Raw genomic sequence first — 21,870 nt, 5'->3', positions numbered from 1 at the left:
TAAAGAAAATTCTATTGCTTTTTTATATGCTGATGTGTAAATAAATGCTCGTTGCAGTATTCATAGTTTCCATCACATTTTGAACAGAATCTGAACTCCAGGTTTGGATCGTCAAGCTCCGTCCTACCGCAAATTGCACATTTATGTCTAGCAATCCCCGTTTCTGTGCGGAAGCTTCTCTCGCCGGCCTTATTTCTTGATTCGAACTTCATTCTCCGCATCCTGTTATTAAGCTTCTGCCTGTAATTCTTGGTTGAAAAGTAAAACCATATAAAGTTAAGCATAGCAACAACTATTGCAATCGCAAACATGAAGTTGCCTGCAGCAGCGTTCTGCACTATCTGAAGCACTACAAAGGCACCGTAGAAGATACCGAGGTACTTCATCTTGATAGGAAGAACAAACATGAGGAGTACCTGATAATCAGGATACATCGCACAATACGCAAGAAGAAGGGATTCGTTGATGTAATTAAGTCCGAAGTACATTCCCGATAGTCCGTCTCCTGTCACTGCGTATGTGATAATTGCAGCGATTATATTAAAAATAATTCCCGAAAGATAGTAAACATTGAATCTAAAAGTGCCCCAGGCATATTCCAGGTTCGTTCCCAGTATCCAGTAAAAATAAAGTGTAATACAAAAAAAGATGACTGAAGTTCCACCACTTACGCTTGCCATAGGCTCCAAAATAAAGGTAATAAGCCTCCATACCTGCCCCTGCATAATCTTTTCAATATTTAATGAGAGATAGGAAATATAAAATAGAGGATTGACCACCGATATCAGGGCACCTACTATGTATACTCCTATTATATATAGCATGAGATTCTTAATAGCAAATCTCCCAAACTTCATTTCCATTTTATCCAGAAAATTATTCATCATATTCTCCTATTTTTTTGTATGCCAAAGAATAATAAGCTAAGCAGCACTCAAGTCTATCCCATATTATATATCTTTGACACTTATATCCTTATAGGATATACCATACTATTATAAATTTTATTAAAACCCTTGTCAACAAATTACTAAATATGTATGAAAGATAGAATAATACAGTTTTGTGTTAATTCTGTGTTATAACCTGTTTCGTGAATATTTGAGGGAAAATGTATCTAATTAAACACATTTTTGTAAAATTTTTCTACTGTCCTTTTTTTTTCGTTGTGGTATAATATCGTGGATTCAAACTAATTGTGTCAAATATATTTCAATGAAGCTAAGGCTTATATATGCCTTGTCTTCGTTTAGAATGGAGAATATTTTATGTCAGAAACAAAGTATCGCCTAGGTATAGACATAGGCTCTACTACAGTTAAGGTTGCTCTTATAGACGATAACCTGAAAGTACTCTTTTCGGACTATCAAAGGCACTACGCCAATATCCAGGAGACTCTTGCTTCTCTTTTGCACGACGCAATAAAGACCTGTGGCAATGTGGATGTGTATGCGATGATAACAGGCTCTGGCGGTCTTACCCTCTCAAAGCATCTTGATATACCTTTTGTTCAAGAGGTTATTGCGGTGGCAACAGCCCTTAAGACCTTTGCACCACAGACTGATGTGGCAATAGAGCTTGGTGGCGAGGATGCCAAAATCATCTACTTTACCGGTGGAATCGAGCAGAGAATGAACGGTATCTGTGCAGGTGGTACAGGCTCCTTCATTGACCAGATGGCAAGCCTCTTAAAGACTGATGCAGCTGGCCTTAATGAATATGCAAAGAGCTACCAGTCCATCTATCCGATAGCCGCACGTTGTGGAGTATTTGCAAAGTCGGATATACAGCCTCTTATAAATGATGGAGCTACCAAGCCTGACCTTGCCGCATCCATCTTTCAGGCTGTTGTAAATCAGACCATAAGTGGTCTTGCCTGTGGTAAGCCTATCAGAGGAAATGTAGCCTTCCTTGGAGGGCCTTTACACTTCCTTACTGAGCTACAGGCTGCCTTTGTAAGAACCCTTGAATTAGGACCAGAGAACATAGTTGCTCCTGAGGGTTCACATCTTTTTGCAGCTATGGGTGCTGCTATGAGCTCTAAGTATGAGAAGGCTACGACTCTTTCCCAGCTTCACAATACTCTTCACAACAAGGTTAGTATGGATTTTGAGGTAGCTAGGCTTGAGCCTCTCTTTAACAGCGAGGAAGAATACGAGGCTTTTAAGGCTGAACATAAGAAGGCTGAGGTAAAGAAAGGAAATCTTGCAGATTACCACGGAAAATGCTTCCTTGGTATAGATGCAGGCTCTACCACTACCAAGGTAGCTGTTGTAGCTGAGGATGGCACCCTTCTCTATTCATTCTACAGCAGTAATAACGGAAGTCCTCTTAAGACCTCCATTAAAGCATTTAACGAAATACATGAACTCATGCCAAAGGACTGCAAGATAGCAAGAAGCTGTTCTACAGGCTACGGCGAGGCATTGCTTAAGGCAGCCTTCCTTCTTGATGAGGGTGAGGTTGAGACTGTTGCTCACTATACTGCCGCTTCCTTCTTCAATCCGAAGGTAGACTGTATCCTCGACATCGGTGGTCAGGATATGAAGTGTATAAAGATAAAAGACGGCACAGTTGACGGCATTCAGCTTAACGAAGCCTGTTCATCGGGCTGTGGCTCATTTATAGAAACCTTCGCTAAGTCTCTTAACTACGAGGTTGCTGACTTTGCTAAGGTTGCCCTTCTTGCGAAGAATCCTATTGACCTGGGTTCACGTTGTACGGTGTTTATGAACTCCAAGGTTAAACAGGCGCAAAAAGAGGGTGCAAGTGTAGCAGACATTTCTGCCGGTCTTGCTTATTCGGTTATTAAAAATGCCCTTCTAAAGGTTATTAAGCTCACAGACCCTAAGGATTTGGGCGAAAATATAGTAGTTCAGGGTGGAACCTTCTACAATGACGCTGTGCTAAGGAGCTTTGAGAAGGTATCAGGCACCAAGGCTATAAGGCCTGACATTGCAGGTATAATGGGTGCTTTCGGTGCTGCCCTTATAGCAAGAAAGCACTACAGGCAGGGTGATGAGACCACCACTCTTTCCTACGAGCAGATTAAAAATCTTAGCTATGAGACAAATATGGAGAGATGCCAAAAGTGTAATAACCACTGTATGCTTACTGTCAATACATTTACAGGTGGAAGACACTATATCTCAGGTAACAGATGTGAAAGAGGTCTCGGTCTTGAAAAGAACAAGGACAATATACCTAATCTTTTTGAGTATAAGATGCAGAGAACCTTCGGTTACAAGGCTCTCACTGAGAAAGAAGCCACAAGAGGAACTATTGGTATTCCAAGAGTGCTTAACATGTATGAAAATTATCCTCTTTGGTTTACTTTCTTTACCAAGCTTGGTTTTAGAGTTGTGCTTTCTCCACGTTCAAGCAGGAGTATATACGAGCTTGGTATTGAGTCAATTCCAAGTGAGTCTGAGTGCTATCCTGCTAAGATTGCACACGGCCACGTTATGTGGCTTCTCAAAAAGGGAGTAAAGCATATATTCTACCCTTGTGTAATATACGAGCGCAATGAGACACCTGACTCAAATAACCACTACAATTGCCCTATTGTTACCTCTTATGGTGAGAATATTAAGAACAATATGGAAGAACTTAACGACCCTTCCATTACCTTTGAGAATCCTTTTCTTTCACTTGAGTCTGAGAAGATACTTGCTGACAGGCTTGTAAAGGTGTTTGAGGGAAGGATACCAAAGGCTGAGATAAAGGCTGCTGTGAAGGAAGCCTGGAATGAGCTCCTTCAGACCAAGAAGGATGTAGAAAGAAAGGGTGAGGAAGTAATTGCCTACCTTAAGGAGACAGGCAAGAAGGGCATAGTTCTTGCGGGAAGGCCATACCACATTGACCCTGAGATAAATCACGGTATACCTGAACTTATCACCTCCTTTGGTGTTGCTGTTCTTACCGAGGATTCGGTGGCACATCTCGGACAGGTTGAGCGTCCTCTTGTGGTAATGGATCAGTGGATGTACCATTCAAGACTTTATAAGGCTGCCTGCTATGTAAAGACCAATCCTGCTCTTGATTTGATTCAGCTTAATTCCTTTGGGTGTGGTCTGGATGCGGTAACTACAGATCAGGTGAGTGATATCCTTGAGCGTGCAGGCAAGATATACACTGTACTTAAGATAGATGAGGTAAATAACCTCGGTGCGGCTAGAATCAGAATCCGCTCTCTCCTTTCTGCGGTAAAGGACAGGGAAGCTAATCCGATGCAGAACTTTGATTTCTCCTCTGCCACTGACAGGGCTGTATTTGAAAAGGAAATGAAGGATTATACCATACTTTGTCCTCAGATGTCTCCTATCCACTTTGAAATGCTTAAAACTGCTATCGAATGGGGTGGCTACCATATAGAGCTCCTTGCGGATGAACATTCCGTCATCGATACCGGACTTAAATATGTAAATAATGATGCCTGCTACCCATCTCTCATAGTCGTAGGTCAGATTATGAGTGCAATAAAGTCAGGCAAATATGATGTAAACAAACTTGCAATCTTTATAAGCCAGACTGGAGGAGGCTGCCGTGCATCCAACTACATAGGCTTCATCCGTAGGGCACTTAAGAAGGAAGGACTCGCTCATATCCCTGTTATTTCCCTCTCTGTTCAGGGACTTGAGAAGAATCCGGGCTTTAGTGCTACCCCTCCTATCCTTCTTCGCTGCCTTCAGGCTCTTGTGTACGGTGACCTTTTCATGAGAGTCTTATATGCAACCAGGCCTTATGAGCTTGTAAAAGGCTCTGCTGACGAGCTTCACCGGAAGTGGGAGAAAAAGTGTATAGAAAGTCTTAAAAAGGCTTCGATGATAACCTTTAACAGAAACTGCAAGCAGATTGTAGAGGACTTTGATACTCTGCCTCGTGTAGAAGGACTTACTAAGACCAAGGTAGGTATAGTAGGAGAAATCCTTGTTAAATTCCTTCCAAGTGCCAACAACGGTGTTGTAGATCTCCTTGAAAATGAAGGCGCTGAGGCAGTCGTTCCTGACCTTATAGACTTCCTCCTCTACAGTGCATACAATACTAATTTTAAGGCTGAAACCCTTGGCAAAAGTAAGAGAAATGCCTTTATAAGCAATAGGGCAATTGACCTTATCGAGTTCTTTAGAAAGCCGGCCAGAAAGGCTCTTAGAAAGAGTAAGCATTTTGTGGAGCAAAGCTATATAACTGAGCTTGCTGAGTTTGCTGAGCCGATAGTTTCTCTTGGCAATCAGACCGGAGAAGGTTGGTTCCTTACAGGTGAAATGATTGAGCTTATTAAGTCAGGTGCAACCAACATCATCTGTACCCAGCCTTTTGGCTGCCTTCCTAACCATGTAGTAGGAAAGGGTGTAATAAAGCAGCTAAGGCTTAAGTATCCGGGTACTAATATAGTTGCTGTTGACTATGATCCGGGTGCAAGTGAGGTTAATCAGCTTAACCGTATTAAACTTATGCTTGCAACTGCTGAGAATGAGCTTCTTAGAAGTTAAAACTTAATGTATTTATTAAGATAGTCCCTGCGGGGGCTATCTTTTTTAATTTTGGTTATTTTGTACACTTTTCTTTCAAAACTTTGTGCACTTTACCGTTGTTTTTGATTTGAATTTCGTTTATAATACTACTTGTCGGGTGAGTTGCAATAGTCACTAAGTAGTATTTCTTAAACCACTAAGCAGTATTTCTTAGTTTTTATAATTTGCGTGAAATATGTATTCGATATCTGATTATATGTGATATGTGTTTTATATTTTATTATATGTGATATGTATTCGATATCTGTCTATACTGATTGCTGCTTTTTCTCCCCAATAGTCACTGCAAAAAGCGTTCAGTTCTTAGGTATCTGGCATTAAGCAGTTCTGATTATTGTGGCTGCCTTAAACTTTAGTATATCCTGAGTATCTAAGTCTTACTTAACAGGAAAATCTATTTAACATTTTAACTTCATCTGCTATAATGTCTATAAAGGCATTATAGCAAACCCACGAAAGAAAGGACTATATGCCGGCAAAAAAGAATTTTGAAAAGTATGCAAAGCTTCTTAATCCTATCGATGATTTGATGTTTTGCAAGATGGCAGAACACAAGGAGTTCTGCGAAGAGATTTTAAGAGTTATTCTTGAAGATGAGGGACTTACCGTCATAGAGGCGATACCTCAGTGGCAGGGAAAGAATCTTACAGGGCGTTCTGTTGTGCTAGACGCTAAGTGTGTAACAGGTGATGGGTGTCAGATTAATATTGAGGTTCAGAAGGCAGATGACGATAATCATCTAAAGAGAGCTCGTTACAATGCTGCTGTATTGACTACGAATATATCTGAAACAGGTAAAAGGTTTGAGTTCATACCTGATGTGTGTATTGTGTTTATATCGAAGTTTGATATATTTGATGGAGGACTTCCTCTCTATCATATTGACAAGGTGGTTAGGGAGACCGGGCAGGTGATAGAGGATGGTCTTACTGAGATATTTGTAAATACAGTTAATAATGATGGTTCCAAGCCTGCAAGGCTAATGAAGCTATTTACTGACAATGATGCTTACAGTAGTGATGAGTTCCCTATAACAAGTGAACTAAAGTCTAGATTAAAGTCAAGTGAAGGAGGTAGTAGGACTATGAACGAGATTCTTGAGAAGCTTATTAGTGATGAAAAGAGGGAAAGCGAGTTGCGTGGTGAAGAACGCGGCGAGAAACGTGGCCGAAAAGAAGGCAAAATTGAAGGTGCAAACGAGGAAAAACTTAGGATTGCTAAAGATATGAAAGCCAGTGGGCTTGCGTTTGATTTTATTGCTAGGTTTACAGGTCTTACTGAAGATGCTGTTGCCACTCTACAGAACTAAAATCTGTCTCCACCTATGCTGTGCAGGGCATTAATCCTTATAAATTAAAAACGGTTACAAATTTACAAGGTCAGTTTTTTGTTTATTTTGTACATTTTGTAACCGTTTTTACGTTTTTTTTGCCGTTGCTAAAAGCTTTAAAATATACTATAATGAGCCTAGTAAATATTGTTTGTAATACGCGTTATTCTCACGATTTTTAAATTAATTGTATGATTACACTTATAATATGAAACTTTTTTCAATATAAGTGAGAGGGAAAAATTAAAGAAAAAATTATGAAGGAGGTGCCGGAAGATTGGATAATATTTTACACGGATGTATGCTTAAAAGCGCTGAGATTAAAGAAAAATTATGCTCTTATTATATAGATTGTTTAGTAAGATAGTTACGTATTACAAAAATATTTCATAAAAATATATTTTTGTAAAGGAGTATTTAGTGAAAAGCAGGACCTTAAAAAGAAAATTGGATAAGCTCGGTAGAATCACCCTCCCATCAGATTTTAGAAAAGCCCTAAAGCTGGCTGATTTGGAGGAACTTGAAGTGGTAAGTGACGGAAATAGCATCATTCTTAGGAAGCAGAGCTATCCGGATGTATTTGGAAATATTGCTCACGATGATTTTTACTTTGAATACCGAGGTAACAAGGTATCTAGGAGATCCATTATTGAATTATCAGAAATGGCGGGAATCATCTAACTTTGTTTAGATACTGTCAAAGATTTAGCCGGAGCCTATATTTAAGCTCCGGCTTTATTCATTAAAATCAAAACACCTTCATTGCTCTTTTTAATATACCTGTCATCTCGGCAATTGCCATCCCATAATTTACTATAGGAACACCCTGATTAACAGCCTTACCTATTCTGCTCTTCATAGCAGCTTCGTTAAGCATACAGCCTCCACAGTGGACTATAAGCTTATAAGAGGTTAGGTCATCAGGATAGGTTCCCCCTGAGGTAAATTCAAAATGAGGGGAGGCACCGGAATATTCCCTTATCCATCTTGGAAGCTTTACCGTACCTATATCTTCACACTGCCTGTGATGAGTACAGCCCTCACTGATAAGTACCCTGTCACCATCCTTTAGTTTAGATAGCATAGATGCACCTTCTAACATCTTAGAAAGCCCGCCTCTGTATCTCGCAAAAAGAATTGAAAATGAGGTTAGTCTAATGTTTTCAGGTACTATTTCACTTACTTCCTTAAATACCTGCGAGTCCGTAATTACAAGACTTGGAGGCAGTTTAAGTTTTTCAAGACTTTCCTTAAGCTCACTATCCTGTACACAGAGTATAATACAACCTATTTCAAGCAATTCTCTAATCACCTCCTGTTGAGGCAAGATTATCCTACCTTTAGGTGCAGATTCATCTATAGGCATTACAAGAATTACTGTATCTCCTTTATTTACCAGGTCTTTTAATATATACTTTTCACTCTTGTCTGGAATAAGTCCTGCAAGTTTTTCTTTAAGCTTTAAGATATTAGTCCCTTGTTTTGCACTGACTAAAATCTCATTATCCTTTGCTTTTCTGTGTGGAGCAAGGTCTGCCTTATTAAGCACAATAATGAACGGTAATCTCTTCTTCTTAAAGGTGTAGGCCAGCTCTTTCTCGGGCTCTGTAAGCTCTCTGTGAGCCTCAGTCACAAGCACGGCTATATCTGTGATATCAAGGACTTCCTTGCTTTTTTGAATTCTAAGACTGCCAAGTTCCCCCTCATCATCAATCCCCGCAGTATCTATAATAACTACAGGGCCTAAAGGAAGGAGCTCCATAGCCTTTTTAACCGGATCTGTAGTGGTTCCCTTCACATCTGAGACCACACTTAATTCTTGCCCTGTTACCGCATTTACAAGACTGCTCTTTCCTACATTTCTCAGTCCGAAAAAGGCAATATGTACTCTTTCAGCCGAAACCGTCTGGTTTAATCCCATACTAAGCCCTCCTAGAATCTGAAATCTCTGCGGTTAGAGGCCTTGATGTCATTTATATTGTTTATTGCTATTTCTCTTCTCTTTTCATTAGGTATTTTATTTAACTCTCTTTCAATCATTTCAAAGCCTTTTTTCCTCGTTTCCTCGCTTGCATAGTCCACAAGAAACTCGGTTAGTGTCATAAGGGCGTTTGGATGACAGCAATTAAGTATCTGCCCGGTTTTGCAAAGAGCCATGAACCTGTCTCCGGTTCTGCCTTCTCTGTAGCAAGCTGTACAGAATGAAGGTATATGCCCATTGTCCATAAGCCAGCCAACTACCTCATCAAGAGTTCTGGTATCTGAAACCTCAAACTGCTCACTGTCATGCACTCTTTCTTCCTTTTCATAACCTCCTACAGAAGTTCTTGAGGCTCCACTAATCTGAGAAATACCGAGGTTTAGAAGCCTTCCTCTAACTTTCTCAGATTCTCTTGTAGAAACTATCATTCCCGTATATGGAACTGCAAGCCTTATACAGGCTGTAATCTTCGCAAATATATCGTCTGAAATAGAGTTATCAAAGGCATTTGGATCTATGTCATCTGCCTTTTTGATTCGAGGTACGCTTATAGTATGAGGTCCAACCCCGTGAACTGCCTCAAGATGCTCAGCATGCATAAGCAGGCCTGCGAACTCATACTTATATCCCTCAAGTCCAAAGAGCACCCCAAGTCCTACATCATCAATGCCACCCTCCATAGCCCTGTCCATAGCTTCTGTATGATAGCAGTAGTCATGCTTTGGTCCTGTTGGATGTAGCTCCTCGTAGCTTTTCTTGTTGTAGGTTTCCTGAAACAGTATGTAGGTTCCTATGCCTGCATCTGCAAGCTTTTTGTAGTTTTCTACAGTTGTAGCAGCAATATTTACATTAACCCTTCTTATCGCTCCGTTCTTGTGATTCACACTGTAAATAGTTTTGATACTGTCAAGAATATATTCGATAGGGTTATTAAATGGATCTTCTCCCGCCTCTATCGCAAGTCTCTTATGTCCCATATCCTGAAGCGCAATTACCTGTTCTTTAACTTCTTCCTGAGTCAGCTTCTTTCTTGCTATTGTTTTATTCTTGGCATGATAAGGGCAATATACACAGCCATTTATACAATAGTTTGATAAATATAAAGGTGCAAACATAACTATTCTATTTCCATAGAAAGCAAGTTTGATTTCCTCTGCTATTTTATTGATTTCTTCATTTATTTCAGGGATATCACAGGCAAGAAGTACAGATGCCTCCTTGTGGGAGAGACCATTACAGACATAGCCCTTATCTTTCTTTACGGGCCTTGCCTTCTCTAAGATTGTTTGAATAAGTTCCAGATTGTTTTTGTTTTCCTTTGCATAAGCAAGAGTTTCAAGTATTTCTTCGTTATTGATAAATTCTTCAGCTTTAAGCGATTTTACATCATATTTGTACATATAATTCCCCTTTCTTAAGGTCAGTTAATCTTCCCTTTTAGATGTACTAATGTCGCCTCTCTCGTTTACTATTTCAAAGCCGATAGCAGACATTCTCTTTTTCAACTCTCTAAGTCCCTCTGCTGCCTCACTTCCTGTACATAGCTTCTTGTCATAAAGGGCGTATTTCCCTCTAACTTCTAACGGAGAAAGATTAGGCATAATGACATTTGCCCCGGCAAGTATCCCTTTTTCTCTTCCATAGCTGTCAATAGTTCCTAAAGCTGTGGTCGAAGGCAAGAGAACAGGAGGGTGTATCAGCCTTATGATGGATAGCAGATAACAGGTAAAATCTGCACTTCCGTTTTGCATATCCTTAAAAGGAGTATCCTTTTGCGAGATAAATGGCCCAATTCCACACATTTCAGGTCTTAACTCCTCGATGAACTTTAAGTCTTTTGCGATAGTTTTTGCAGTCTGATACGGTGAGCCTACCATGAAGCCACAGCCCACATAAAAGCCTGCTTCCCTAAGGCTTTTAATGCAGTCCATTCTGTGAGATAAGGTAAGTTCAGGCGGATGAAGCTTTGAATAATGTAAAGAATCTGCAGTTTCGTGACGAAGCAGATATCTGTCAGCCCCGGCAGCCTTTAACTTCATGTAGCTTTCTCTGCTTCTCTCTCCCAAGGATAGTGTGAGAGCGACTTCAGGATATCTTCTCTTAACCTCAGTGATTACCTCTACCAGAAATTCATCAGTAAAGGCAGAATCCTCTCCTCCTTGCATAACAATGGTGCGAAAGCCCAGTCCATAGCCTGTATCCACACATTCAAGGATTTCATCCGCTGTAAGCCTGTATCTGTCAACCTCTCTGTTGCTCCTTCTTATACCGCAGTAGTAACAGTCATTCTTACAAATATTACTTACCTCTATCAAACCTCTTATAAAAATCTTGTTGCCATAATGAGCTCTTCGCTCCTTATCCGCATATTTCCTGAGTATTTCAGCGTTTTCTTCATTAAAATTTTCTACAAGTGTCTCATATTCTGAAACACTTAAACTATGTTTCTCCCCTAACCTCTCTATTAACTTACTAACATCATTCATCATTAGAAATCACGCCTGAGAAAGAAGTCTTAACATTAACCCCCTCAAGCTTTCCTATCTTCCCCGCTAATTCTGATGTAGTATCCTGAGGTGCATCCATAGCAATGCTGATAATATTAATCTCACGCCTCTTGTAAGGAATACCCATCCTTCCGATAATGAACTCCCCATACTCGTGTAAAAGAGCATTAAGCTTCTCAACAGAATCCCTCTCATCCACAATAATACTTAAAAGTGCCACTCTCTTTTCCATACTTAAACTCCTCCTTAAATAAAAAAGAACAAACCTTATAATAATTATACAAAGTTTGTTCTAAGATTTCAACAATATTAGCTAAAACTAACAAAGTTTTCTTACCCTTTCTTAAGCCCTATTTTAGTATCAGTTGCAAGTTTTTTCATTTCTCTCGCAGAATTTATCACATTTTCTGTAACTGCAACTCCACCTAAAATCCTTGCAAGTTCGCTAACCTCTTCAGCCTCATCAAGCCTTCTTATCTCTGTAGCAGTATGGTTTTCATCAGCCTTTTTCTCGATTAGATAATGATTATCCGCCATTGCCGCTATCTGCGCAAGATGGGTAATGGCAATAATCTGCCTCTTGACTGAAAGAAGAGCCATTTTTTCAGCTACCATCTGAGCCGTCCTGCCACTTATGCCTGTATCCACCTCATCAAAAATCATAGTAGGTATTTCATCTGTATCCGCCATTACCGACTTGAGAGCAAGCATTATTCTTGAAAGCTCACCGCCAGAGGCAACTTCAGATATCGACCTCATAGGCTCACCCGGATTGGTGGATATCTTAAATATAATCTCGTCATTTCCCTTGGAAGTAAAATCTTTGGACCCTGCAAATTCCACATCAAACTCCACCTGAAGGAAGTTGACGTCTATAAGGGACTGTTTCACAAGCTTTGAAAGCTTAAGCGCACCCCTCTTTCGCACCTTTGTAAGCTCATCACACTCAGATAGAATAACCTTCTTTAGCTTTTCTACTTCCATAGAAAGTTTTTCTTTATACTCTGAGGCATGCTCAAGCTTTTCTATCTGCGCAAGAGAAGCATCAAGGAAGTCAATTGTAGTCTCATACGAGCCTCCGTGCTTAGCATATATCCCTCTTATCTTGTCAAGTCTTGCCTCAGACTGCATAAAATCTGCTTCGTCAAATACATTGTCATCAGCATAATCAGAGAGTGAGCGCTCAAAGTCATTTAAGAGGCTTTCTATTTCTGATATCTGATTCAACAATTCTACAGAAGTCTCATCCACGTCAGACAGTCTTGACATAGCCCTTACTATACTACCAATACTGTCATCCGCCCCACCATTGTCGGAAAGATTCTTCCTTGCCTCTTCTATAAGGCCTACTATCTTGCTTGAAGAAGAGTACTTACGAACCTTTTTATCAAGCTCCTCTTCCTCGTCTTTTACTAACTTCGCTGACTCTATCTCTTTGCATTCGTATTTAAGAAAATCAAGTTCCCTTGAAATGGAAGCTTCGTCAGCACTATATTCAAGAAGCTCATTTTCCTTATTTCTATACTCAGTTACAAGGTCTTTCAGCCTTTTTTTATAAGGCTTAACCTCCTCTTTACAGTATTTGTCAAGCAATTCCAGATGATTCTTAGATAGCTGTAAGGTCTGATTTTCTGTCTGACCATGGATATCAAGGAGGAGGGCTGCTGCCTCTTTTACTTTTGACAAGGTAACCGTCTCCCCATTGATTTTGCTTACACTTCTCTCCCCCGTAAACTTCCTGGTGATTACCACCAGTCCGTCTTCGGGTATGATGTCAAGCCTCCTTAGCTTATCCCCAACATCATTATTTACGGAAAATACTAACTCTACAAAGCCTGACTCCTTGCCTGCCCTAACCAGATTCTTACCTGCTTTGGCACCCAGTGCCAGGTTGATAGAGCCTATTACTACTGATTTTCCCGCACCCGTCTCTCCTGTAAGGATGTTTAGTCCCCCTCCAAAAGAGACTTCAGCCTCATCTATGATTACCAGATTTTTAACATGAAGTCCCTCCAGCATATATCCCCCTTATTTTATGTTCTTTACTACCAATCTACAACGAAGTACTGCACCGTTCACCCTTGCAAGTATATAGGTTGTTCCTGCTTTTTTGGCGGTAACAACACCGCCTGCTACTGTTGCTATATCAGGATTCTCTGAATCCCAGGATACATTCTTTACATCTCCAAGTACCGATAATGAATAGGTGTCGTACTGTTCAAGGTCAAGTCTGTAGAAATTAAGCCCTACAACAGTTACAGAAACCTGAGCAGTTCTTCCGCTTGTTGTGGAGGCAGTTATTATGGCTGTTCCAGGTGCAACTGCGGTTATTAGTCCCTTTTTATTTACCCTTGCTACAGCCTTATTGTTTGTAGCCCACTTAACCTTGTCATCTGTTCCACTTGGACTGATTGAATAAACGGTACTCTGCTTGTCGCCCACACCCATTGTGAGTGTTGTATTGGACAAAGTAAGCCCTGTAGCAGGCACATACTCTCTTACCTGTACCACTACCACCTGTTTCTTCTTACTGTTATCCTTTGCGGCAACAGTTATCTTCGCCTTTCCTGCGGCAAGGGCTGTCACCCTTCCCTTTGAGTCCACCATGGCAACATCAGTATTGTCAGATATGTACTTAGCTGTCTTGTAAGTGGCATTCTTAGGTGTTATTTTGACCTTTATCGCCTTTCTTCTTCCAACTATCATAGAAAGGAAGGATGGATTGGCGCTTATGGAGCCTACCTCCCTTACTACCCTTATCCTTGCGCTGGCTACCGCACCGCTTCCATCTGTAGCCTTTACTTTAATTGTCGCATAGCCTGGCTTTTTACCGTATATCATACCTGACTTATTGACAGAAACAACGCTGCTCTTACTGCTTGTCCATTTTAACTTTTTATTCGTAGCAGAATTGGTCTTTAGCTTTGCCTTAAGTAAAAAGCTCTTGTGATAGCCCAGATTATAGGCTGTTTTATTAAGTGTAATCTGAGATACAGGCTCTTCAACTGTAACCACACAGTTAGCCTGCATACCGTTCTCATCAGCTGTTACGGTAATGATGGCAACTCCGCCCTTCTTACCTTTAACAACACCGTTTTTATCTACACTTGCTACTGATGACTTGGAGGATTTCCACTTTACCTTCTGATTGGTAACATCCTCAGAGTCAAAGGTCACTTCAAGCTCAAGCTCGTCTCCCACAGCAAGGTCATACTCTGTGTAGTTAAGTTCAATGCTTCCAACAGGCTGATTGACCTTAACCGTACATATTGCAGTGAGTCCGTTGCTGCTCTTTGCTGTAATTATTGTGTCTCCTGCTGATACCGCAGTTACCTTACCCTTGGCATCTACTTTGGCTACAGACTTATCTGCCACAGACCAAAGCACCTTGGTATCTGTAGTTGTCTTTGGGTTAAATGTGGCTTCAAGTGTATAGCTCTCACCCACATCAAGGATAAGTGAAGCCGCTGAGAGCTTCATTCCTGTAGCCTGCTGCGTTACCTTAACAGTCATGGTAACACTTACCTTTCCGTCAGGAGTAGAAACTATTATGTAAGCCACACCTGCCTGCTTCGCAGTAATAAGTCCTGTCTTGCTTACATCCGCAATCTTAGGATCCATTGACTTATACTCAAGGTTCTGGTTAGATGCATCACTTGGGGTAAGCGTTGCTGATATCTTATAGGTTTCACTTACTGCAAGGGAAATCTCGTTCTTTTCAAGCTTGATTCCCTCTACTGATTTGATTATGGTCAAATCACAGGTTGACATAACCTGTGGATTGGTATCTGATGATGCTATAATGCTTACATGTCCTGCTGACTTAAAGGTAACAAGACCTGTAGCGTCTACTGTTGCCACCTTTTCATTACTTGACTTCCAGTTAATCTTCGCACTTGTAGCCTCCTTTGGAGTGACTGTAGCTGAGAGCTGGAAGGTCTTGTCACTGAGCGGCTTTTCTGCCACGCTCTGTGAAAGTATGATACCTGTAACTGCTGTATTTACAGTAACCTTAGCAGAACCAAGCACCACATTGTCCTTATTAAGTGCCATAATGATGGCTATACCCGGAGACACACCTGTTACGGAAGCTACAGCAGAATGATTGCTTTCATCATCTATCTTTACTATCTCAGGGTTAGAGCTTCTCCAGTACAAATAAGTCCCCGCCGAAGTCTTAGGTGTAATGTCAGCCCTGATTGAAGCTATTTTATCTACTTCCAAAACTGTCTCTTCAGGTGTAAGAGTAATCTTGGTCACTGCAGCAGTTACAATTATCTTACAGGAAACCCTCTTTGTAATTCCTCCGACTGTGTGTTCAACCGTAACTGTAGTCTCACCTGCTGCCACACCCTTTACTACTGCGCTGACTCCATCACCTGCCACTGTTGCAATGCTTGTATTGTCAGATGTCCACTGCCAGGAATCGCTTGTGGATACATCTGTTGCCACAGCACTTAGGTCAACAGAGCCTCCTACAGGAATAGTGAGGTTGCTTGCACTAAGCGCTATGGTATCAATTACTATTACCGTTACCACAAAGCTGCTGCTTCCGTTGCTTACCGTAACAGTTCCCGTTCCTGTCTTAAGGGCTGTAATGACAGATGTGGAGCTGTTTACCTTTACCGCACCACTTCCGTCTGCTACAAAGGTAAATTCCTTTATACTTCCGATATTTGAATTGTTGTATATATCATAGGTATCACCCACATTCATATATACAGTTGCATTTGAGGTCATAAGAGGTACAACTACCTTAAATGAAACCTTCGTATAGTTAAGGTTTTTATAGTCATTTTTGACATTTTTAAGCCTTGCAGTTACCTCGTAGGTACCCGCTCTCTTTCCCTCTATCAGGAAGTTAGCAGCAGAGCTATTTGTCTTTGTTCTTGTATTGGTAAATGAGAGGATGTCTTTAACAACTTTCCCGTCTTTCTTTACTTCCCACTCAATGTCATTTGGATCCATTACATTGGTGTAAATGGCCTTCTTACCGCCGTCAAGAGTGATTACATCGTTACTGCCGATTGGATTAAAGCCTGTGTATACTCCTCCTGCTGCATTGGTAAGTGAGAGCTTAAATGGTACTATTACCCTGGTAGAGGTTTCTTTTACCTTACCTGTAGGATCTTCTCCTGCTGCTACAGCCACCTCTGCAACACCTGCGCCAACCGCTTTTACTACACCATTGCTCTGGTCTACTTCAAGCACTGAAGTATCGTTATTCTTTCCATTTACAGATACTGACCAATTGAGTATTGAACCTCTGTAATCAAGATAGCCATCGGCAGTAGAGGTCTTATAGCCTTTTAGCTTAATCTGATAGCTGTCATTAACTACGGGAATTACAAGGGTACTAGGCCCTTTATCCGTAGAGAATACAGTCTCGTATTTTGGCTTATTGACATCTGTTGTGGTATTGGTCTTGTCTATCTCAAGGTCTACCTTAACAAAGAAGCTGAAGTTGTAGTTAGTTCCTGCAATCTGAACACTACCGGATATCTGCTTACTTCCTGCTCCTCTTTTGGTAAACTTGATACCTGTACTGTCTCCGTTGGCTGCAGTAGTTACCTCAGCCTTAACCACATTTTCAGAGGTATCGTTAAGAATTATCTTAGCACCGCTTACAGCCTGTGTTGTCTTTGGCGGGTTCTTTAATACACTTGTGAGCACCAGAGTATTGGTATCCTGAATAAGTGTATAAGGGTCCCTTGAGCCACCGTTTGCAAGATTTACTTCAAAGTTACCTTCTTTAAGCAGGTAATCCCTGTCATCAGCTGCAAGTACGCTGTTTATGCTGTTACCGGCAATTCTCTGAATATTTGACAAAGCCTTAACAAAGCCCGGAATCAAGCCCTCTCCCGCATTTTCAGGCAGGGGTGCGAGGTTAAGCACCATAAGCAGAGCTAAAAACAAGGCTGTCTTACCTTTTGATTTTTTAAATAGTTTCACGCGATTATCCTTCATGGATTTCCTCCTCTAATTAGCACTAAACAATATTTCAATGCTATCCCAATCCTTTGGCAGTTATGTGTCACTTTTAAAAAACCATATCACTTACTTGCGCAAACGATATGGTTGTATACTTATTCATCCCAGTTGTGAAATACATTCTGCACATCATCTTCTACATCTAATAAATCGAAGATTTTGTTGATTTTCTTAATATCTTCTTCATCAGAAAGTGTAACATAATTCTGAGGAATCATCTTTACTTCCGCCTCAGCCATTGGTACACCTAGCTTTTCAAGCTTTTCCCTGACCTCTGAAAATGCTTCAGGTGCAGTTAATATTTCAAAGCTGTCATCATTGTCAATGAAGTCCTCAGCCCCTGCATCTATTACTGTCATCATAAATTCATCAGGGTCAGCATCGTATTCCTCTTTATCTATAAGAATCTGTCCCTTTTCATCAAACATATAAGACACGCAGCCCGGAGTTCCGACATTGCCGCCACCCTTTGTAAATGCATTTCTTACATTGGCTGCTGTACGGTTCTTGTTGTCTGTAAGAGTCTCAACTATAATGGCTGTTCCACTTGGACCATATCCCTCATACACAGCGCGCTCATAGTTAACCGAGTTAGCGTCTCCTGCTGCCTTCTTGATACCTCTGTCAATCGTGTCATTTGGCATGTTGTTAGCCTTGGCTTTGGCAATTACATCACGAAGCCTTGAGTTGTTGGCAGGATCTGCTCCTCCCTCCTTTACAGCTACGGCAATCTCTCTTCCTATAATGGTAAATATCTTACCCTTTGCTGCATCGTTCTTTTCCTTTTTGTGCTTGATATTGGCAAATTTTGAATGTCCTGACATCTTATTATCCTCATTTCATTTATATAATGTGGCTGTCAAACACATTTGACAACCACATCTTTTAATTTTATCACTAAAGAAGCTATCTGTAAAGATTAACCGATATTTAACAAGTCATTTAATGACTCAGCTATAGTTGGGTGGGTATAAATCTGATCTCTCAAGCTCTCATAGCTTATACCCTCATTCATGGCAAGGGTAAAGAGGTTGATTACTTCGTGTGCCTCTACTCCAAAAAGATTTGCACCAAGTATTTTACCTGTTTTTTCATCTATGAGTACCTTGAAAAGTCCTGTCTGATTGCCTAAAATTTTTGCCTTAGGAATAGCCATTACAGGGAGTTTAGCAAGCTTATAGGATGCTCCCGCTGCCTTAGCTTCCATCTCATTCATACCTACCTTGGCAAGGGAAGGTACTACAAATACATTGAAAGGAATGTGTTTTCTCTCTTTAAGGTTATACTTTCCATCGTTAAAAAGTACACTCTTTATAATTCTAAAGTCATCAAGTGATAGGTAGGTAAACTGAAGTCCTCCATGTACATCACCCAGAGCGTAAATGTTTGGCACATTGGTTTCAAGCCTGTCATTTACAGGGATTTCTCCCCTCTCTCCTACCTTTACTCCTGCTTTGTCAAGGGATAATTCTTGGGTATCAGGTCTCCTTCCTGTTGCCACAAGCACAGCAGAAAACTTCTTTACTTCCTCCTTACCCTGGCCATTTTCAAAGTAAACATTTACTCCGTCAGAAGCTTCTTCAAACCTTACTACCTTGGTGCCAAGTAAAAATGCAGCACCCTGAGCCTTAAGCTCATCCATAATAAGGCCTGCGATATCTTCATCATCCCTTGGAAGAAACTTTGGATTGTCACCAAATACTGTAACCTTGCTTCCAAAGAGTGAGTAGGTGCTGGTAAATTCAAGTCCAATATAGCCGCTTCCAATGATTGCAAGGCTTTCCGGGAAGACTTCTAAGTCCATAATGGTTTCACTGGTATGGATGCGTTCAGATAAGTTAAGTCCCTCTATCTTAGGTACTACAGGTACCAGTCCTGTATTTATAAATATTCTCTCAGCCTGAATCTCTAAATTTCCCTCTGCTGATTTTACTTCCACGGTATTAGCACTAACAAAGGATGCGGTTCCGTCAATTACCTTTACATTAGGAACTCCCGCTACCTTGTCATAGTTTGCCTTATTAAGCTTTGCTATAAGATCTTTCTTAGCCTCTACAGCATGCTTGTAGTAGGTCTCGTTATCAAGAGATGACACCTTTCTAAGTGTAGCCTTATTGGATAAGAACTTAGATGGTATGCAGCCTACATTGATGCAGGTACCACCATACATTCTTTTATCCTTCTCTACCAAAATCACGCTTTCTCCCTTGCTCCCAAGGAAGCCTGCAAGTGTCTTTCCCGCCTTGCCGAATCCAATGATTAAATTCTTAACTGTCTCCATAATCAACCTCTTTTCTATGTTGTTTAGTGTTTCAAGAACAATAATGCACAATTACGGGTAATATCAGTCTTCCTTTGTAAGTTTCTTTAACTCATTTATTACGTCTGTGGTTGTGCTGCTTTCAGATACTGCAATAAAGATGGTATCATCCCCTGCTATGCAGCCTACAATCTCATTTATTTCAAGCGCATCTATGGCAGTAGCAACTGCCATTGCCATACCGACTACAGTCCTTAGCACTACGAGATTGCCCGATGACAGCATCGATACAAAGCCATCCCTTAGTACTCTTACATATTTTTCACTTACACCTTCGTCATTTTGAATGACTGCGTATTTCTGCCTGTTCCCCACATTTACCTTGGTTAAGTTCAACTCTCTGATATCCCTGGAGATAGTAGCCTGGGTCACATCAAATCCACTTTTTTTAAGTAAATCCAACAACTCCTCTTGTGTTGCTATCTCTCTGGTTTTGATAAAATCAATTATTGCATTATGCCTTTTTGTTTTCATAACTCCCTCACTCATTTAAGATAATAATACTAAACTTACTTTAGCTTAAGAACTTCTTCCTGTAGCTTTCAAAGAAATTGAAATCATTTATCCTAAGGAATGGCACCGTAAGTTCTGACTTCATTATTTGAACCTTGTCCCCTGGCATAAGCCTTATCCCCTTATTGCCGTCAAAGCTCACTATGGCCTCATCAGGCTCACTCCTCTTATTCCATTCAACATCTATGTCAATCTTTGATGCAGAAGAAGTAATCACCCCTCTGGAGTTTAAGCTGTGGGGGCATATAGGATGGATGCCAAAGACCTCTGCATCAGGCAAAATTATGGTTCCTCCTGCTGAGAGGTTGTAGCCTGTTGAGCCTGTAGGCGTTGTCACTATGATGCCGTCTCCGTGAAGTGAACTCACCTGATTACCATCTATGTATACAGTGGTAGAAATGGCCCGCACGAGATTCCCCCTTGCCACCACTATATCGTTAAGTGCATTGGCATCATAGACTATCTTACCGTCCTTAATCACCCTGCCCTTTAGCATAAATCTTTTTTCAAGCTTATACTTTCCTGCCATTACAGCGTCGATAGCCTTGTAAATATATGCAAGCTCCACCTCAGCGAGGAAACCTACAGTACCAAGGTTTACTCCCAGTATAGGCACCCCTGTTGCCGCAAGCTCTCTGGCTGCCTGAATGATGGTTCCGTCCCCGCCAAGAACCATAACACAGTCTGCATCCTTAGGAAGGTCAGTTATATCAGTAAAGTTCTCCATAAGCTCGGCACTTCCGCTCTTTACCTTCAGCCTATGAAAACTCCCTCCCTTTTCCTCAATATAGGCGCATACCTTATCTATGTCAACCTCGGCTGCCCTTGTTGAATGATTAACTATAATTCCTATCTTTGTCATTATTCCTCCCCCTTATTCAGGGTATTTTCAGCTTCTTTAACTACTTTTTTTACTTCATTCAAAATATCTGATACACAGCCATCTTCTTGTTTCTCTATACTTTTTTCTATGTATAAAAGATATTCAATATTTCCCTCAGGCCCCTTTACAGGTGAAAATGTAAGCCCTTTGATGATGAAATTAAGCTCTGTTGCATATCTAATAACCATCTCGATTACTTCTTCGTGCACACTGAAGTCTCTTACTACGCCTTTCTTACCTACCTTCTCCCTGCCTGCTTCAAATTGTGGCTTTATAAGGCAGACCATTTCTGCCCTTTCTTTTAGGAGGTTAACTGCAGCAGGAAGAACCTTGGTAAGAGAGATGAAAGACACATCTACTGAAGCGAAGTCAGCCTTTTCAGGCAAATCATCCTCTGTGACATAGCGTATGTTAGTCTTTTCCATAGAGACTACCCTGGGGTCTTCTCTTAGTTTCCAGGCAAGCTGGTTGGTGCCGACATCGATTGCATACACCTTTGTGGCACCGTTTTGGAGCATACAGTCAGTAAAGCCTCCTGTAGATGAGCCGATGTCTATACATACCTTGCCTTCAAGGACGGGCTTATACACCTCTATAGCCTTTTCAAGCTTAAGTCCTCCCCTGCTCACGTATTTTAAGGTCTTACCCTTTACTTCTATCTCTACTTCCCTGTCAAACTTACTCCCCGCCTTATCTTCTCTCTGACCGTTAACAAAGACCTCTCCCGCCATAATGACGGCCTTTGCCTTTTCTCTGGATTCAAAGAATCCTCTTTCGGTAAGAAGTATATCCAGTCTTTCTTTCATTATCA

Annotated in this window: 15 protein-coding genes; 3 read left to right on the top strand and 12 right to left on the bottom strand. The window is 40.9% G+C overall.

Annotation, left to right across the window (positions count from 1 at the left end):
* Positions 1 to 11: 11 nt before the first annotated feature.
* On the bottom strand, positions 12 to 884 hold the full coding sequence (locus JJN12_RS01725) for a hypothetical protein (protein ID WP_208428074.1): 873 nt from the start codon (positions 882 to 884) through the stop codon (positions 12 to 14).
* A gap of 384 nt (positions 885 to 1,268) precedes the next feature.
* Between JJN12_RS01725 and JJN12_RS01720 the strand changes: the two genes are divergently transcribed.
* The 3 genes from JJN12_RS01720 (at position 1,269) to JJN12_RS01710 (ending at position 7,545) form a co-directional block, all read left to right on the top strand.
* The gene (locus JJN12_RS01720; RefSeq protein ID WP_208428073.1) at positions 1,269 to 5,492 is read left to right on the top strand and encodes a 2-hydroxyacyl-CoA dehydratase; all 4,224 of its coding nucleotides are present in this window, start codon (positions 1,269 to 1,271) and stop codon (positions 5,490 to 5,492) included.
* A gap of 511 nt (positions 5,493 to 6,003) precedes the next feature.
* Positions 6,004 to 6,843 (top strand): Rpn family recombination-promoting nuclease/putative transposase, encoded by an 840-nt coding sequence (locus JJN12_RS01715; RefSeq protein WP_208428072.1) that lies wholly within the window; start codon positions 6,004 to 6,006, stop codon positions 6,841 to 6,843.
* A 441-nt stretch (positions 6,844 to 7,284) separates the two neighbouring features.
* Entirely contained in the window at positions 7,285 to 7,545 is a 261-nt protein-coding gene (locus JJN12_RS01710; protein ID WP_208428071.1) for an AbrB/MazE/SpoVT family DNA-binding domain-containing protein, read from the top strand.
* 67 nt (positions 7,546 to 7,612) lie between these two features.
* Here the strand turns inward: JJN12_RS01710 and hydF are convergent, their stop codons facing one another.
* From hydF to JJN12_RS01655, 11 genes are all read right to left on the bottom strand, one after another.
* Positions 7,613 to 8,785: a [FeFe] hydrogenase H-cluster maturation GTPase HydF gene (gene hydF, locus JJN12_RS01705; RefSeq protein WP_208428070.1), complete on the bottom strand. Its 1,173-nt coding sequence runs from the start codon at positions 8,783 to 8,785 to the stop codon at positions 7,613 to 7,615.
* An 11-nt stretch (positions 8,786 to 8,796) separates the two neighbouring features.
* The gene (gene hydG / locus JJN12_RS01700; protein ID WP_208428069.1) at positions 8,797 to 10,245 is read right to left on the bottom strand and encodes a [FeFe] hydrogenase H-cluster radical SAM maturase HydG; all 1,449 of its coding nucleotides are present in this window, start codon (positions 10,243 to 10,245) and stop codon (positions 8,797 to 8,799) included.
* Between the two features lie 24 nt (positions 10,246 to 10,269).
* Positions 10,270 to 11,334, bottom strand: a complete 1,065-nt coding sequence (gene hydE / locus JJN12_RS01695; protein WP_208428068.1) for a [FeFe] hydrogenase H-cluster radical SAM maturase HydE — start codon at positions 11,332 to 11,334, stop codon at positions 10,270 to 10,272.
* Entirely contained in the window at positions 11,324 to 11,584 is a 261-nt protein-coding gene (locus JJN12_RS01690) for a TM1266 family iron-only hydrogenase system putative regulator (RefSeq protein ID WP_208428067.1), read from the bottom strand. Before JJN12_RS01690 ends, hydE begins: the two co-directional genes overlap by 11 nt.
* Positions 11,585 to 11,685: 101 nt before the next feature.
* Positions 11,686 to 13,371: a DNA repair protein RecN gene (gene recN / locus JJN12_RS01685; RefSeq protein WP_208428066.1), complete on the bottom strand. Its 1,686-nt coding sequence runs from the start codon at positions 13,369 to 13,371 to the stop codon at positions 11,686 to 11,688.
* A gap of 9 nt (positions 13,372 to 13,380) precedes the next feature.
* Positions 13,381 to 17,319 carry an Ig-like domain-containing protein gene (locus JJN12_RS01680; protein ID WP_208428065.1) on the bottom strand — a complete coding sequence of 1,313 codons (3,939 nt, stop codon included), beginning with the start codon at positions 17,317 to 17,319 and terminating at the stop codon, positions 13,381 to 13,383.
* A gap of 119 nt (positions 17,320 to 17,438) precedes the next feature.
* Entirely contained in the window at positions 17,439 to 18,167 is a 729-nt protein-coding gene (locus tag JJN12_RS01675) for a YebC/PmpR family DNA-binding transcriptional regulator (RefSeq protein WP_208428064.1), read from the bottom strand.
* Between the two features lie 95 nt (positions 18,168 to 18,262).
* A complete protein-coding gene (locus tag JJN12_RS01670) occupies positions 18,263 to 19,624 on the bottom strand; it encodes an FAD-dependent oxidoreductase (RefSeq protein ID WP_208428063.1) in 1,362 nt (453 codons plus the stop codon).
* Positions 19,625 to 19,687: 63 nt separating this feature from the next.
* Entirely contained in the window at positions 19,688 to 20,137 is a 450-nt protein-coding gene (argR, locus tag JJN12_RS01665; RefSeq protein WP_208428062.1) for an arginine repressor, read from the bottom strand.
* Positions 20,138 to 20,177: 40 nt separating this feature from the next.
* On the bottom strand, positions 20,178 to 21,038 hold the full coding sequence (locus JJN12_RS01660) for an NAD(+)/NADH kinase (RefSeq protein WP_208428061.1): 861 nt from the start codon (positions 21,036 to 21,038) through the stop codon (positions 20,178 to 20,180).
* A complete protein-coding gene (locus JJN12_RS01655) occupies positions 21,038 to 21,865 on the bottom strand; it encodes a TlyA family RNA methyltransferase (RefSeq protein ID WP_208428060.1) in 828 nt (275 codons plus the stop codon). Before JJN12_RS01655 ends, JJN12_RS01660 begins: the two co-directional genes overlap by 1 nt.
* Between the last annotated feature and the right edge of the window lie 5 nt (positions 21,866 to 21,870).

The sequence above is a fragment of the Catonella massiliensis genome (assembly GCF_016651435.1).
GTDB classification, from domain to species: Bacteria; Bacillota; Clostridia; order Lachnospirales; family Lachnospiraceae; genus Catonella; species Catonella massiliensis.
Note: the sequence above shows the minus strand (reverse complement) of the source record. Positions and strands in the feature narration are given on the sequence as shown.

Excerpts from the sequence above, each read along its gene's own strand:
- JJN12_RS01715 (WP_208428072.1), top strand. The coding sequence starts at position 6,004 with ATGCCGGCAAAAAAGAATTTTGAAAAGTATGCAAAGCTTCTTAATCCT.
- JJN12_RS01680 (WP_208428065.1), bottom strand. The coding sequence starts at position 17,319 with ATGAAGGATAATCGCGTGAAACTATTTAAAAAATCAAAAGGTAAGACA.
- JJN12_RS01655 (WP_208428060.1), bottom strand. The coding sequence starts at position 21,865 with ATGAAAGAAAGACTGGATATACTTCTTACCGAAAGAGGATTCTTTGAA.
- argR (WP_208428062.1), bottom strand. The coding sequence starts at position 20,137 with ATGAAAACAAAAAGGCATAATGCAATAATTGATTTTATCAAAACCAGA.
- JJN12_RS01725 (WP_208428074.1), bottom strand. The coding sequence starts at position 884 with ATGAATAATTTTCTGGATAAAATGGAAATGAAGTTTGGGAGATTTGCT.
- hydG (WP_208428069.1), bottom strand. The coding sequence starts at position 10,245 with ATGTACAAATATGATGTAAAATCGCTTAAAGCTGAAGAATTTATCAAT.
- JJN12_RS01690 (WP_208428067.1), bottom strand. The coding sequence starts at position 11,584 with ATGGAAAAGAGAGTGGCACTTTTAAGTATTATTGTGGATGAGAGGGAT.
- JJN12_RS01720 (WP_208428073.1), top strand. The coding sequence starts at position 1,269 with ATGTCAGAAACAAAGTATCGCCTAGGTATAGACATAGGCTCTACTACA.
- hydE (WP_208428068.1), bottom strand. The coding sequence starts at position 11,334 with ATGATGAATGATGTTAGTAAGTTAATAGAGAGGTTAGGGGAGAAACAT.
- JJN12_RS01670 (WP_208428063.1), bottom strand. The coding sequence starts at position 19,624 with ATGGAGACAGTTAAGAATTTAATCATTGGATTCGGCAAGGCGGGAAAG.
- JJN12_RS01660 (WP_208428061.1), bottom strand. The coding sequence starts at position 21,038 with ATGACAAAGATAGGAATTATAGTTAATCATTCAACAAGGGCAGCCGAG.
- JJN12_RS01675 (WP_208428064.1), bottom strand. The coding sequence starts at position 18,167 with ATGTCAGGACATTCAAAATTTGCCAATATCAAGCACAAAAAGGAAAAG.
- hydF (WP_208428070.1), bottom strand. The coding sequence starts at position 8,785 with ATGGGATTAAACCAGACGGTTTCGGCTGAAAGAGTACATATTGCCTTT.
- recN (WP_208428066.1), bottom strand. The coding sequence starts at position 13,371 with ATGCTGGAGGGACTTCATGTTAAAAATCTGGTAATCATAGATGAGGCT.